Source organism: Yersinia ruckeri ATCC 29473, assembly GCF_000754815.1.
GTDB lineage: Bacteria > Pseudomonadota > Gammaproteobacteria > Enterobacterales > Enterobacteriaceae > Yersinia > Yersinia ruckeri.
Genome location: NZ_KN150747.1, coordinates 859548 through 872576, shown reverse-complemented (window position 1 = coordinate 872576; position 13029 = coordinate 859548). Strand labels below are relative to the sequence as shown.

The window sequence follows — 13029 nt, the reverse complement described above, 5'->3', positions numbered from 1 at the left end:
GTGAATCCATATTCCGAGAGTTCAGGGAAACCAAGCTGAAAAAAATGACAGGTCGTCGGTGAAGGAATACATCGTCAGTATCATTGGGTTGAACGGCTGAAGAGCGTGATGATACAAGGCATCACAACGTTGGGGAGCGTAATCAAGCGAAAACACTCCGCGTTGGGAAATACGATCAAAAAGGGAGCTTTTAGGTGCCGCCGAATGCATTGGCATTGACTGGTTGGACCAAATTGCGCCGTGGACGGCCACCAACGTTGCATTCCACAGCAGTAATCTTAGAGACGGGGAGAGATTTATAATGATGCGTAAAATTAAAGGCTTACGCTGGTACATGATAGCCTTGGTCACCTTGGGTACCATACTGGGTTACCTGACACGTAATGCTATTGCCGTTGCCGCACCTACGCTTCAAGAACAGTTGCATATCACCACGCAACAGTACTCTTATATTATCGCAGCCTATTCCGCTGCTTATACCCTAATGCAACCGGTAGCTGGCTATGTTCTTGATGTCATGGGAACAAAAGTGGGCTACGCCATGTTCGCCGTCATGTGGGCAATCTTTTGTATGAGTACCGCATTGGCCAGCAGTTGGGGTGGTTTGGCGATTGCCCGTGGTGCGGTAGGTGCTGCTGAAGCCGCTATGATTCCTGCCGGCCTGAAAGCCAGTAGCGAATGGTTCCCGGCTAAAGAACGTTCCATTGCCGTTGGTTATTTCAACGTGGGTTCATCAATCGGTGGCATGATTGCTCCACCGCTGGTGGTCTGGGCTATCGTCATGCATAGCTGGCAAATGGCCTTTGTTCTTACCGGTATACTGAGCCTGATCTGGGCTATCTGTTGGTTGATTTTCTATAAGCATCCGAAAGATCAGAAACGACTGACAGATGAAGAGCGCGACTATATTTTAAATGGACAGGAAGCGCATCACTCCGTTGCCAACGCTAAAAAAATGTCTGCCATGCAGATTATCCGTAACCGCCAGTTCTGGGGCATTGCTATTCCGCGTTTTCTGGCTGAACCTGCCTGGGGGACTTTCAACGCCTGGATTCCCCTGTTCATGTTTAAAGCCTATGGTTTTAACCTGAAAGAAATTGCGATGTTTGCCTGGATGCCTATGCTGTTTGCCGATCTTGGCTGCATCCTGGGTGGTTACCTACCGCCGCTGTTCCAGAAACACTTCAAAGTGAACCTGATCGTTTCTCGAAAACTGGTGGTCACTATGGGGGGGCTGTTAATGATCGCACCTGGCACCATCGGCCTATTCACCAGTCCTTATGTCGCTATCGCACTGTTGTGCATCGGTGGTTTTGCTCACCAGTCTCTTTCTGGTGCGCTGATTACCCTGTCTTCCGATGTATTCGGTCGTAACGAAGTGGCTACTGCCAACGGTCTGACTGGCATGGCCGCCTGGACAGCCAGCACCCTGTTTGCTCTGGTCGTCGGTGCTCTGGCAGATACTCTCGGTTTTAGCCCACTGTTTGCCGCACTGGCTGTCTTTGATGTACTGGCGGTGATTGTTATCTGGACGGTGCTGCAAAATCGCACCGCCGACGACTCCCATATCGACCCAATACAACAAGCACCGGCTGAGCAAAACTAATCTCCTATCGAGCTAAATACTCTTTGAAAAACCCGGCTGATATTTTGCCGGGTTTGTTTTTTCAAGCCATAATCTACAGCTATTGTTGTACATAACTGTGATAGCTACAGCTAGAACCAGAACAGGATAAGTGGTATAACAAGTACACGAAATATACCGTCGGGATTATCTCAACTTCCTGACAAAAATGAGTCGCATCCTTAGCTATCTCAATTGATCCAAGAGCCTTAATCATGGAATTCACAGATACCAGTCGGTTGTACCAACAGTTAGCCGCAGAGTTAAAACGACGCATCGAAGCCGGTGTGTATCAGGTTGGCGATAAATTGCCTGCTGAGCGCTATATTTCTGAAGAAATGAATGTCAGTAGAACCGTCGTTCGTGAAGCGATTATTATGCTGGAAGTCGAGGGCTATGTAGAAGTACGCAAAGGCTCGGGTATCCACGTCATGTCCAATCAGCAAAAGCATTTGGTCATGCCAAACAATGAAATTGAATTCGCTGCTGCTGGTCCGTTTGAACTGCTTCAAGCTCGTCAATTAATTGAAAGTAATATCGCAGAGTTTGCCGCTACGCAAATTACTCGTCAGGACATCGTCAAACTGATTGAAATTCAGGATCATGCCCGCCATGAAGATCGTTTCCGGGATTCACAATGGGATTTAAAATTCCATGTGCAGGTCGCTTTGGCAACCCAAAACACTGCCATGGCAACCATCGTCGAGAAGATGTGGAGCCAGCGCGTACATAATCCTTACTGGATTAAGCTACACGAACATATTGATGACAAATCGATTGAAAGCTGGTGTGAAGATCACGACCAGATCCTCAAGGCACTAATGCGCAAAGATCCTTACGCCAGCAAACTAGCCATGTGGCAACACTTGGAAAACACCAAACAAATGTTGTTCCACGCCACTACCGATGATTTCGAATTTAATGTCGATCGCTACTTGTTTGCAGAGAATCCAGTCGTGCATTTGGATAGCCTGGCAACCGGTAATATCGCCGTAAATAACAAAGTCTGAGCAAAATGACCTCCCTTGCAGGGTTGCAAACTTTTCTCTGAGGGAGAAATCAACAAATAAAGGGGATGCAGCGGATAAAAAGCGCGGTTTCCCCCGTGATATAGGCCGAATCCAGCTGCCATCAAGTCAGTAAATGTCGAGTTCTGTCAGCAAACGTCAGTATGGCTGCCATTTTTAAATATCAGTTCAATAAAGCGCCAATTCACATCTATATTTCCCTGTTTCATATCCTGCTATTTTGCTAAAGTGGTTCCTCTTTTTTTCCCGCAACTTTGGGAGCGGAACGCGAAAATATGCGCTGGATGTTTACCCTGCTTATTGCTCTTTGTTGCTGGACCGGTTCGGTCGCCAGCAAGTCGCTATTCGCTGGAAACGCCAACACCATACAAGGCTGTTCCTATCGCGCACCTCAGAGTAGCGATATCCCCATCGCACCACAGCTTTCCAAAAATGACGTACCGCCAGCAGATGGTTTACGTCTTGGCCCACGGGTAAAAGATTTCTCAATAAAAAATCGGCTGGGCACAGCTAAATTCACCGGAACCGGCAATACTTTATGGACGCGCCTGTCCGGACATCGTTGGCTATTTCTCGCCTCACGCACCGTTCAGGCCAACGAGATCTACAAACAATCCAGACAACCTTCAGCATTATCGAACAACGTCCACTGGATTCTTAGCTCAGCAGCGCAGCAAAGTCGCCTAGGCGGCTGGAAAGAGAGTAATATTCTTTATAGTGGAATGCTGATCTATCACGACAAAGATATTCCGTTTTCGTTATCATAATAACTTATATAAAAAAATATATTTAATCATGAATATCAAAGGATTAGCTCACTGTGTAAATGTCAGCATCTTTATCTGAACCGCCGGGTGAGCACAACAAACAATGACGTTTTAGGAATTCCAGATGGATATAATTAAAGAACTCTTACATGCTTTATGGCAGCAGGACTATGAAACGCTAGCCAATCCCTCATTGGTATGGGCTATTTATATCCTGCTGTTTGTCATTCTATTTCTGGAAAACGGCCTGCTGCCTGCTGCGTTTTTGCCCGGCGACAGTTTGCTCATTCTGGTTGGCGTGCTGATTGCCAAAGGTGCCATGAGCTTTCCAGTCACCTTGGTCGTTCTGACCACTGCTGCCAGTTTGGGCTGTTGGGTCAGCTATATACAGGGACGATGGCTGGGGAATACAAAAATAGTGCAGAGCTGGCTGTCTCATCTGCCCGCTCATTACCATACTCGCGCACATAACCTCTTCCACCGCCATGGGTTATCAGCACTGTTGGTCGGTCGTTTTCTGGCTTTCGTCCGCACGCTGTTGCCAACCATCGCCGGTCTTTCTGGTTTGAGCAATACACGCTTCCAATTCTTTAATTGGGTCAGTGGCTTACTGTGGGTACTGATTCTGACGACGTTAGGTTTTGCTCTGGGTAAGACCCCAGTATTCCGCAAGTACGAAGATGAAGTGATGTTTTTCCTGATGTTGCTCCCGCTGGCACTGCTGGTTATCGGGCTGTTTGGCTCTTTGTATGTGTTATGGCGTAAAAAACAAACCCAGAAAAGTGATAAAGGAAATCAAGCGTGAGCCAATTGTTGTCACGTTTTCGCCGTCCACTCTGGCATTATGCCGTGCTGACGTTGAGCATTTTATTACTGGTCGCACTGTTCACACCTATTATGCTGCGGACAGAAAGCACGCTTAAAATTAGCCCTAATCAGCAAGGTTTAAGCCTGCCGGATGGCTTTTATCTTTATCAACATCTAGACGAACGCGGTATTCGGATTAAAAGCATTACGCCGGAAAACGATAGTCTGGTCGTGAGTCTTGAGTCACCAGAACAGCAGGAGAAAGCCATTGAAGCCCTGCAAGACATATTACCAAGTGGCTATATTATAGTGCCCAGTGAGTCAACCAAGCGCCATCGCTGGTTGCCTAAATTTGGTAGTGACCGGCAAGAAATCGGCTAATACTTCTCTCTACGGGGGAATCATCATTCCCCCGCCTATCTGATTTGACCGACCTCAACTTTTTTCACTGATAACTGATGTACATATCTCATCGATCTTGCGTGCTGACCAACGCCACAACAAATTGAAAGATGAAGATTATACTGAGATAACACCAACGGTAACTTGGGCAATACCCTATTCGGCGCTATGCTTAATCGAAGCACAGCCTCATCATGACTAATCTCTATAACTCATTATGCGGTATTGAACTGGTGCTGTTTTGTGCCATTAGGCTACATAAAAGGACATAATATGATGTTGTTCCGCCATTCTCTTCTGCTGGTTTTACCGTTCGCTTTCTCTTGTGCTCTGGCTCAGGCTACGGCCACTAACGGCTGCGAAATTAAAGCAAAAAATATTGAGCAGCAGATCGACTATGCCAAACAGCATGGCAATACTCACCGCGTTGCAGGTCTGGAAACCGCGTTGAAAGAAGTGAAAACCCACTGTACCGAAGCCGCCTTACAGGCAGAGCAGGCGCAGAAAGTGAGTCAGAAGCAACAAAAAGTTGCCGAGCGCCAGCAAGAGCTAAAAGATGCACAGCAAACCGGTGACGTAGAAAAAATTGCCAAAAAACAAAATAAACTGGCTGAGGCTCAACATGAGCTGAAACAGCTTCAAGCAGAATAGATTTAACTGGCCGCTTTTTGCAGTCAAAAATCGGGGTTAACCGCTATTTTCTGGTGTTTTTTAAGATGAATCTGTAAACAGATAAGCATGTTTTCCCAAAGGTTAACCTTTTAACCGTTCAGAAAATCCGCTATGTTAGTTATTCTTCTCAGTTATGTTAAGGGGTTATTTATATGACACAGGATAGAACTGCTGAAAACTTGCGCGCCGAACTCAAATCACTAGCCGATACGTTGGAAGAAGTGCTGCATTCTTCGACTGACAAGCCTAAGGCTGAGTTGGATAAATTACGTTCCAAAGCTGAAAGTGCGTTAAAGGATACCCGTGAGCGCTTGAGCGAAACCGGTGACAAAATTGCCGCTCAGACTAAAGAAATCGCTGGTAAAGCAGATAACTATGTACATGACAATCCTTGGACCGGTGTTGGGATCGGCGCTGCGGTTGGCGTGGTGTTAGGCGTTCTGTTGTCCCGCCGCTAATTATGGCAGAACAACCTCGCACTCAGGGCCCCGGTAAAGGGGTCCTCGATACTGTCCACCGCATTGCCGCCCTTGTCGTCGGCATGGTTGAAACTCGGGTTCGCCTGGCAGTTATTGAGCTGGAAGAAGAAAAAGCGACGCTGATTCAGTTGCTGATAATGGCAGGAATAACTTTGCTGTTGACCGCTTTTGGTTTAATGAGCTTGCTGGTATTAGTGATGTGGGCAGTCGATCCGGTTCATCGCTTTATGGCCTTGGCCATCACCACTGGCGTTTTACTGGCGCTGGCGCTAATTGGCGGCATCTGGACATGGGTTAAAACCCGTCGTTCCACCTTTTTGACATCCACCCGTAAACAGTTGGAAATCGATCGACAACGACTGGAGAAAGACCAGTGAGCCGTCAACAATTGCAGTTAGAAAAAGAAAAATTGCTGCGTCAAATTGAACAGCAACGTCTGGATCTGGCTAACAGCGCGGCACACTGGCTTGAAATCACTGCACCTTACGATCGCGGTTGGCTGAAAATCCTCGAAATGCGTAAGCTTTTGGTTCTGGGTTCCAGTGTGTTGGCTATTTATAGCACCCGTCATCCCAGCCGAGTGATTCGCTGGTCTCGCCGTGCATTAAGTGTATGGGGAACCGTTCGCCTTTTTCGCCGCACTTTCTCTTCTCGCTAAACTCGCCTGATATCGCCACTTAGTCACAGGCGAGTTTTTCTTGTTATTATTCATCTTATTAAATCCATTCGTCATTGCCCATTAATACCTCTAAATATCGGGCTAAATGATTTTTCCGCACGCTTTGTTAAACCCTTCAATTTTTTTGATAAAAACAGACAGTTTTACTTGCTAACAACTTTCCAACTTAACGACTAACATATTATTCATCAACTCGGTACAACGCTGGCAAGCCCAACGCATGACCAGAAAGTATTGCGCTAATGTCAGGCATTAGCATCACCCTTTATTTGGAGTAAATAGTCGATGAGTAAATTACAAGATACCGGCCTATTGGTTGCACGTATTCTGATGCCAATTCTGTTTATTGTTGCCGGCTATGGGAAAATGGGCGATGCCTATGCAGGAACTCAACAATACATGCAGGCGATGGGCGTTCCCGGCTTCTTCCTGCCATTGACTATTCTGCTGGAGTTCGGTGGCGGTCTGGCCATTTTGTTTGGTTTCCTGACCCGCACTACCGCACTGTTTATCGCTGGTTTTACACTGTTAACTGCGCTGATATTCCATACCAACTTTGCGGAAGGCGTAAACCAGATAATGTTCATGAAAAACCTGACTATCGCCGGAGGCTTCCTGCTGCTGTCAATGACTGGTCCTGGTGCATTCAGTATTGACCGCCTGCTGGGGAAAAAGTGGTAATCATTGCCCGCGGTTAATCTCTAGCGCCCTATCATCAGATAGGGCGTTGTTATTGGGTGGGATGGTTCAAGATAAATAATAAAAAAGATCAGCAACTACGCCGTTTTTTTATTTACCTAGCCGCGTCCCAATAATTTAGGAATTTCGCGCAGACACCAGGATTTAGCTTCGCCCATGCTGTCTCGTCGCCAGGCCATAATAATATCGATCTCACGGCTGTATTCCGGCCCAACAACCCGTAAGCGCCCAGCTTCGATATCTTTTTCGACCATTTCATAAGGCATGGTCGCCACGCCTAATCCAGCCAACAGCGCGCGTCGTTTATCTTCAATGCTACTCACCGTTAAACGCTGCTGTTTATCCAATAATTGCACGGTAATCACCGGGCGTTCACGCGCCGTATCTGCCACGGCAATGCCACGGTATTTCACGCGGGTAACTTCTGAAAGAGGCTCCGGCTCCAAATGAATAGGATGGTCTGGGCTGGCAACGTAAACACTGGTGACTTTATACAATTTACGCGAGTTGATTTCTGACGATGCGCGAAAATGCATATCCGGTGCAATGACGATATCAGCGCGCCCCTGCTCCAGACGCTCCCACGCCCCAGCTAGCACTTCAGTCAAAATGGACACCTGGGTATTGGCCTTCAGGGATAACTTATCGATCAGTGGGAAGAGTTTCCAAGCAGGCGACAAGGCCTCGCTGACGATAGTGATATGGGTTTCCCAACCACGAGCCAGCGCTTCGGCATCAGTCGTCAGCTTGTCTGCCGCATCCAGCAACGCCCGACCACGTTCCAATAACATACGGCCTACATTGGTAAACTTGGTGCGATGCCCCGAACGGTCAAATAAGACAACATCCAATTCTTCTTCGAGTTTCTGCATGGTGTAGCTGAGAGCTGAAGGCACTCGGCCTAGCTCGTCTGCGGCAGCAGCAAAGCTGCCACGGCGATCAATCGCGTCCATTACCCGCAACGCTTCTAACGTTAACGCCCGATCTTTAGCCATCAGTTTTCTCAATCAGGAAATTTGAATATAGCGACCAGATTAACTGGCTAACAATCCTGCGTCCAGACGCTTACCATTCATCTATCAATTAATAAGGGCAATCATCGTCATGATCACATGCAGAACAGCAAAACAGTGCGGGCAAGCTGACTTTGGTTGGTTACAAGCCCGTTATACTTTTTCTTTTGGTCATTATTTCGATCCCAAGCTGCTGGGTTACGCTTCGCTACGCGTACTGAATCAGGAAGTACTGGCTCCCGACGCCTCTTTTCAGCCACGGATTTATCCTCAAGTGGATATTCTGAACCTGATTTTACAAGGGGAAGCGGAATATCGGGATAGCCTGGGCAACCCTATTCAGGCCAAGGCCGGTGAAGCCATTTTATTCTCACCTCAACAAGGCGTGAGCTACAGCGAGCGCAATTTAAGTCGCTGTAAGCCGTTAACCCGTATTCAGTTATGGCTAAATGCCTGCCCCGAGCGTGAAGTCGAGCCAAGCCAGCATTTAGTTTTAGACAATGAATCTTATCATTTACTGGCTTCGCCAGATGGCGCACAAGGCAGCCTGAAATTACGGCAACAGATATGGATTCACCATCTGGATATGACCGCAGGCGAGGAGAGAACCTTTTTTCTGCAAGGGCAAAGAGCCTATTTGCAATCTATCCACGGCACTGTCAAGGTAGCGGGAACCCAAACAACCGCACCACAGCGGCTCACCTGCGGCGATGGCGCATTTGTGCAGGAAGAGCAAGCATTGACGATTAAAGCTGAAACCTCGTTACGCGCACTGCTGATCGACTTACCGGTATGAGTAAGAATACCGAGCACAGCCCAAACTCAAGTGACAAACGCGCAGTAGCCGACAATCACCCAAGCCAAGGGCGTAACGAGCGGCAGACAATTGAGCGCGGCCTGCGCGCAGTGCCCCGGAGTGTACACGCAGTACACGAGGAGGCCGAGCACAGCCCAAACTCAAGTGACAAACGCGCAGTAGCCGATCCCCTAAAAGAGAAAAACCCTGTGCGGCAAGCCACACAGGGTCATCATTTATCGAGGGAGTTGACCGGTAAGCCGGGTTCTGTCGTGGACAGTCATTCCTCTAGGCCAGCAATCACTCACTGGCTCAAGCAGCCTACCCGGGTTCAGTACGGGCCGTACCATGTGAACCCCTATTTGGCCTTGCTCCGGGTGGAGTTTACCTTGCCACGAACTGTTGCCAGCCGCGCGGTGCGCTCTTACCGCACCCTTTCACCCTTACCTGATCCCACTTGCGTGAGCCATCGGCGGTTTGCTCTCTGTTGCACTTGTCGTAGGCTTGCGCCCCCCAGGCGTTACCTGGCACCCTGCCCTATGGAGCCCGGACTTTCCTCCCCTCCACCTGTCTCCCCCGAAAGGGACTACAGTGAAGCGGCGACTGTCTAGTCAACTCCGCGGCGGATTATAGTCACATTGAGACGAAATGTCATCTTTCCCTTGCAACAAAGATTTATGCCGATTTATTACCCGCTCACCAGTCTTGATCAAGCTGGTCTGGCTTCTACTCTGCCGAATCGTCTGCCATTTCGCCCTGTTGATCTAATGCATGACGATACAACGCATTTTTCTTCACGCCGTGGATTTCAGCGGCCAGTGCCGCAGCTTTCTTCAGCGGTAACTCTTTTTGCAACAATGCCAGTGTCCGCAGGGCTTCCGCCGGTAACGCATCGTCAGCCTGTACTTTATGGCCTTCAACCACCAGCACCATCTCGCCCCGACGGCGCATATCATCTTCCTGCACCCAGGCCAGCAGTTCGCCAACTGGCGCTCCATGGATGGATTCCCAGGTTTTCGTCAATTCACGCGCCAGTACTACATAACGCTGTGGGCCAAGTACCGTCACCATGTCCTGTAAACTTTCCAATAACCGATGAGTCGATTCATAGAAAATCAACGTTCGTGGTTCCTCAATCAGCGCCTGCAAGGTATCCTTACGGCCTTTAGTTTTTGCAGGCAAGAAGCCTTCGTAGCAAAAACGATCCGAAGCCATGCCCGCAGCCGACAATGCAGCAATGGCCGCGCAGGCTCCAGGCAATGGCACCACACGGATGCCCGCCTCGCGGCAACGGCGTACCAGATGGTAGCCAGGATCGTTGATTAATGGCGTACCAGCATCGGAAACCAGCGCTATACTCTGGCCTTCCTGAAGTTTCGCCAGTAGTTGGTCGGCTTTTTGTTGTTCGTTATGGTCATGAAGCGCAAACAGGCGCGCGTTGATAGCAAAGTGTTGCAACAGCAAACCCGTGTGGCGCGTATCTTCTGCCGCAATCAAATCAACGCTTTTCAGTACCTCTAACGCCCGGTGGGTGATGTCCCCTAAATTACCGATTGGGGTGGGTACCACGTAAAGCGTAGATGCAGAAATCACTGCTCGATCGTGTTGATTCATTGTTTCATCCGGATTACCGATTTAATATTGAGCATCTTGAAAAAAACATCACTGGATACAGTATGCTTTCCTCAACATCCGTTCGTACCAAAGCAGGTTTTTTTATCCCTGCAGTGTTGGCCGCTCTTGTCTTGGCTGGCTGTTCTGGCCGTGCCCCGCAGACTCCGCCTCCGTCAAATATACAGGACGAAGCAAGCGCGAACTCTGATTATTATCTGCAACAATTGCAGCAAAGCAGTGATGATAACAAGGCTGACTGGCAATTACTCGCCATTCGTGCCCTGCTACGTGAAGGAAAGCTGCCTCAGGCCAGCGAACAGTTAAACGCATTACCGGAAAAAATGAACGATACTCAGCGTCAGGAACAACAATTGCTGACCGCTGAGTTGTTGATTGCACAGAAGAATACCTCTGCCGCCGCCACAATACTGACCAAATTAGACGCCAGTCAGTTATCGGCCAATCAACAGGTTCGCTACTATCAGGCGCTTATCGGCTCAAATCAGGGAAAACCCACTCTGCCACTCATCCGTGCCTATATCGCGCAGGAGCCGTTGCTGAAAGAGAAAGCCCATCAAGACAACATTGATGCGACCTGGCAGACTTTGGCGCAACTGACGCCACAAGAGCTGAACACATTGGTGATCAATGCTGATGAAAATGTGCTACAAGGCTGGCTGGATTTGCTGCATATCTATCTGGATAACCGTCAGGATCCGGATTTATTGAAGGCGGCGATCAAAGACTGGCAAACCCGCTATCCGCAGAATCCAGCGGCAAAATCACTGCCGACGCAATTAACCCAAGTGGTGAATTTCACTCAGGCATCTACCGCAAAAATCGCGCTATTATTGCCGTTAAGTGGGCAGGCCAAAGTGTTCGGTGATGCCATTCAGCAAGGTTTTATGGCCGCGCAAAGCGGTTTGTCGGCACCAGCACCAGCGCCAGTGACTGAACCTGCCGCCAATGCTGATGCCACAACCGGTAACGAAGCGCCGGTAACCACGCCAGAACCGGCACCCGTTGCAACTCCCGTAGCCACCAGCAATGCACAGGTCAAAGTGTATGACACCACGACCCAACCTATCGCTGCACTATTGGCTCAGGCACAGCAAGATGGAGCAACACTGGTTGTCGGCCCCTTACTCAAGCCTGAGGTCGAACAACTGGCAACCACACCAACGACCCTCAATATCTTGGCACTGAACCAGCCGGAATCCAGCACGAATAACCCGAATATCTGTTATTTCGCGCTGTCACCAGAAGATGAAGCACGCGATGCCGCTCACCATATATGGCAGCAACAAAAACAGATGCCGTTATTGCTCACTCCGCGTGGAGCATTTGGCGATCGTATTGCCAAAGCCTTTACCGAAGAATGGCAAAAACAGGGTGGCCAAACCGTGCTACAGCAAAGTTTTGGCTCTACCGCTGAATTGAAGCAGTCCATCAATAGTGGCGCAGGAATTCGGATCACTGGCCAACCTGTTTCCGTCACAACGGCAGCAGCACCGCAATCAGTCACTATCGCGGGGTTAACCATTCCGGCTCCACCGGTTGATGCACCGGTCATTTCAACATCCGCCAGTAACGGTAACGTGGATGCGGTCTATATTGTGGCAACCCCAGACCAGTTGACATTGATTAAACCGATGATCGACATGGCGACCTCTTCCCAGAGTAAACCCGCGCTGTACGCCAGCTCGCGCAGCTATCAGGCTGGCGCTGGCCCGGACTACCGCCTGGAAATGGAAGGGGTGCAATTCAGCGATATTCCTCTGATGGCAGGAGCCAATCCGGCACTGATGCAGCAGACTGCCGCCAAATATGCCAATGACTACTCGCTGGTACGCCTGTACGCTATGGGGATAGATGCTTGGACTCTGTCCAACCACTTTGCTGAAATGCGCCAGATTCCCGGTTTTAAAGTATCAGGAACGACCGGTGAACTGACTGCATCAGAAAACTGCGTGGTTAACCGCAAATTGCCTTGGTTGATCTACCGCCAAGGTATGGTGGTTCCAGCCGCATAACTCTACCCCTAGGGGTTTTAGTACCCCGTCTCAGGACGGGGCTTAAATAATGGATAACTTCATGAGCCAAAGGGATACTGGCGCAAGTTACGAAAGACTGGCTCGACAGCATCTTGAGCGAGCGGGCCTGGTTTTCCAGTCTGCCAATGTGGCGGTGCGTGGCGGTGAGATCGATCTCATCATGCGTGATGGGGATACTTGGGTATTTGTCGAGGTTCGTTTTCGACGTAATGCTGTTTTTGGCGGTGCCGCCGCCAGCATCACTAACACCAAGCAACAGCGGTTATTACGCGCCGCCGCCGTTTGGCTGGCACAACGTGGAGCCAGCTTTGACACATCGCCTTGCCGTTTTGATGTTTTTGCAATTACCGGTAACCAGTTAGAATGGTTGCCTAATGCTTTTAATGCGGATTGAT

15 protein-coding genes and 1 other RNA gene are annotated in these 13029 nt (G+C 49.2%); 13 read left to right on the top strand and 3 right to left on the bottom strand.

The genetic code is table 11. The features are described from left to right. Window positions 1-304: 304 nt before the first annotated feature. From DJ39_RS03900 to DJ39_RS03855, 10 genes are all read left to right on the top strand, one after another. Window positions 305-1606, top strand: a complete 1302-nt coding sequence (locus DJ39_RS03900) for an MFS transporter (RefSeq protein WP_038241266.1) — start codon at window positions 305-307, stop codon at window positions 1604-1606. Between the two features lie 233 nt (window positions 1607-1839). Next, window positions 1840-2634, top strand: coding sequence for a transcriptional regulator ExuR (gene exuR / locus DJ39_RS03895; protein ID WP_004722573.1), 795 nt, complete (start codon window positions 1840-1842; stop codon window positions 2632-2634). 293 nt (window positions 2635-2927) lie between these two features. Next, window positions 2928-3419, top strand: a complete 492-nt coding sequence (locus DJ39_RS03890; protein ID WP_004722576.1) for a hypothetical protein — start codon at window positions 2928-2930, stop codon at window positions 3417-3419. 124 nt (window positions 3420-3543) lie between these two features. Next, a complete protein-coding gene (locus DJ39_RS03885; RefSeq protein ID WP_004722577.1) occupies window positions 3544-4224 on the top strand; it encodes a DedA family protein in 681 nt (226 codons plus the stop codon). Then, window positions 4221-4607 carry an EnvZ/OmpR regulon moderator MzrA gene (mzrA, locus tag DJ39_RS03880; protein WP_038241148.1) on the top strand — a complete coding sequence of 129 codons (387 nt, stop codon included), beginning with the start codon at window positions 4221-4223 and terminating at the stop codon, window positions 4605-4607. Before DJ39_RS03885 ends, mzrA begins: the two co-directional genes overlap by 4 nt. Window positions 4608-4904: 297 nt before the next feature. Further along, window positions 4905-5279 carry a DUF1090 domain-containing protein gene (locus DJ39_RS03875; protein ID WP_038241271.1) on the top strand — a complete coding sequence of 125 codons (375 nt, stop codon included), beginning with the start codon at window positions 4905-4907 and terminating at the stop codon, window positions 5277-5279. A 173-nt stretch (window positions 5280-5452) separates the two neighbouring features. Then, window positions 5453-5758, top strand: coding sequence for an ElaB/YgaM/YqjD family protein (locus DJ39_RS03870; protein WP_004722585.1), 306 nt, complete (start codon window positions 5453-5455; stop codon window positions 5756-5758). A 2-nt stretch (window positions 5759-5760) separates the two neighbouring features. After that, window positions 5761-6156 carry a phage holin family protein gene (locus DJ39_RS03865; protein ID WP_004722587.1) on the top strand — a complete coding sequence of 132 codons (396 nt, stop codon included), beginning with the start codon at window positions 5761-5763 and terminating at the stop codon, window positions 6154-6156. Then, window positions 6153-6437 carry a YqjK-like family protein gene (locus tag DJ39_RS03860; RefSeq protein ID WP_038241151.1) on the top strand — a complete coding sequence of 95 codons (285 nt, stop codon included), beginning with the start codon at window positions 6153-6155 and terminating at the stop codon, window positions 6435-6437. Before DJ39_RS03865 ends, DJ39_RS03860 begins: the two co-directional genes overlap by 4 nt. A 306-nt stretch (window positions 6438-6743) precedes the next feature. Continuing rightward, window positions 6744-7139 carry a DoxX family protein gene (locus DJ39_RS03855; RefSeq protein ID WP_004722590.1) on the top strand — a complete coding sequence of 132 codons (396 nt, stop codon included), beginning with the start codon at window positions 6744-6746 and terminating at the stop codon, window positions 7137-7139. Window positions 7140-7255: 116 nt separating this feature from the next. On the opposite strand, the gene DJ39_RS03850 is transcribed toward DJ39_RS03855, so the two are convergent. Next, a complete protein-coding gene (locus tag DJ39_RS03850) occupies window positions 7256-8152 on the bottom strand; it encodes a LysR family transcriptional regulator (protein ID WP_004722593.1) in 897 nt (298 codons plus the stop codon). Window positions 8153-8261: 109 nt separating this feature from the next. Between DJ39_RS03850 and DJ39_RS03845 the strand changes: the two genes are divergently transcribed. Then, window positions 8262-8966, top strand: a complete 705-nt coding sequence (locus DJ39_RS03845; RefSeq protein WP_004722595.1) for a pirin family protein — start codon at window positions 8262-8264, stop codon at window positions 8964-8966. 240 nt (window positions 8967-9206) lie between these two features. On the opposite strand, the gene rnpB is transcribed toward DJ39_RS03845, so the two are convergent. Both rnpB and rsmI read right to left on the bottom strand, forming a co-directional pair. After that, an RNA gene (rnpB, locus tag DJ39_RS17155) (RNase P RNA component class A) lies at window positions 9207-9585 on the bottom strand. A 107-nt stretch (window positions 9586-9692) separates the two neighbouring features. Next, window positions 9693-10580, bottom strand: coding sequence for a 16S rRNA (cytidine(1402)-2'-O)-methyltransferase (gene rsmI, locus DJ39_RS03840; RefSeq protein ID WP_038241157.1), 888 nt, complete (start codon window positions 10578-10580; stop codon window positions 9693-9695). Window positions 10581-10642: 62 nt separating this feature from the next. Between rsmI and DJ39_RS03835 the strand changes: the two genes are divergently transcribed. Together DJ39_RS03835 and DJ39_RS03830 are read left to right on the top strand one after the other, a co-directional pair. After that, on the top strand, window positions 10643-12613 hold the full coding sequence (locus tag DJ39_RS03835) for a penicillin-binding protein activator (RefSeq protein WP_038241273.1): 1971 nt from the start codon (window positions 10643-10645) through the stop codon (window positions 12611-12613). A gap of 61 nt (window positions 12614-12674) precedes the next feature. After that, the gene (locus tag DJ39_RS03830; protein ID WP_045844317.1) at window positions 12675-13028 is read left to right on the top strand and encodes a YraN family protein; all 354 of its coding nucleotides are present in this window, start codon (window positions 12675-12677) and stop codon (window positions 13026-13028) included. Window position 13029 lies beyond the last annotated feature (1 nt).